Below are 1,038 nucleotides of genomic sequence, written 5' to 3' on the forward strand. Positions count from 1 at the left end.
TGATGGTAATGGTGGAAGATTTAGATATTTTAATAAGATAACTATTAATGGTGATACTTATAATCTGAATGAAATTTTAGCTAAAGCTGAATATTCTAATGATTCACAGTCTATACAAGATATTCTGAGTGTGATTAAATAGGCATTAGATAACGATACAGTAATCAAAGAAGCTATCAATGATTTGTTAGTAGATTATGTAAATAATGAAATATCAAAAGCTATAGAACTAGGTGTGATAGGTGAAGACTTAAGTAATAAATATATACCTATAAACTTTGTAGAAGAATTTGAAAAAATAAGTTCTAAAACTGATAGTAGAGATAAAGGAACAGATGTGATATACTCTATCATAGCTTCACATGCCATCAACAGTGCGATTTCTACTATAGAAATAGAGAAATGTTTTACTGGAGATCCAGCATTATATAAATGGCAAAAAGAACTTATGGTATATAAGCCCAATGATGATTCATTTGTGCCTGTTATATCAGATGAAAGAACATTAGAAGCTTGGATAGATAAACATGACCCAGATAGAGATAAATCAAGTTATTCTGCTTATTATATGATAACTGGTAGAGATGTAGATAAAATTAAACGTCTATCTTCAGTATTGTCTACTGGAACAAACTTGAGAACTAAATGGGGAGATACTAAGGATTAGGAAGATAGAAGTGATTCTAAATTCCAAGTATTATAGTTATCAGATAATGAAATAGGATCTACAGTATATGATACATTATATAGTATGTTTAGAAAATCCTTAATAAAGGATATGTTCCAAAAAGAGTTTGGTGTTACTGATTAGCAAGCATTAAATGCTGTTAAGGACGATCATGCTATAGAAAGTACATTAGGTAGATTACGTAAAAAGAATCCAGATGCTATTAAGTTTATTGAACAACAAGCTAAAAATAGCGCTAAACCATATGCTGACGGAGAAATTAATCAAGCAGATGCTGCTGTTTACATCAGACCAGAGTTCTATAAGAGATTGATGAAGTCTTTAGGAGAATGGAGTCCTGAAATCGAAGA

Annotated in this window: 1 protein-coding gene; it reads left to right on the plus strand. The window is 30.3% G+C overall.

Going from position 1 to position 1,038, the window contains the following annotated elements; all coding sequences use genetic code 11:
* Positions 1 to 184 precede the first annotated feature (184 nt).
* Positions 185 to 667, plus strand: a complete 483-nt coding sequence (locus tag GH681_RS23225; RefSeq protein WP_153163856.1) for a hypothetical protein — start codon at positions 185 to 187, stop codon at positions 665 to 667.
* Positions 668 to 1,038 lie beyond the last annotated feature (371 nt).

It is taken from the genome of Zoogloea sp. 1C4, assembly GCF_009469605.1.
GTDB classification, from domain to species: Bacteria; Pseudomonadota; Gammaproteobacteria; order Burkholderiales; family Rhodocyclaceae; genus Zoogloea; species Zoogloea oryzae.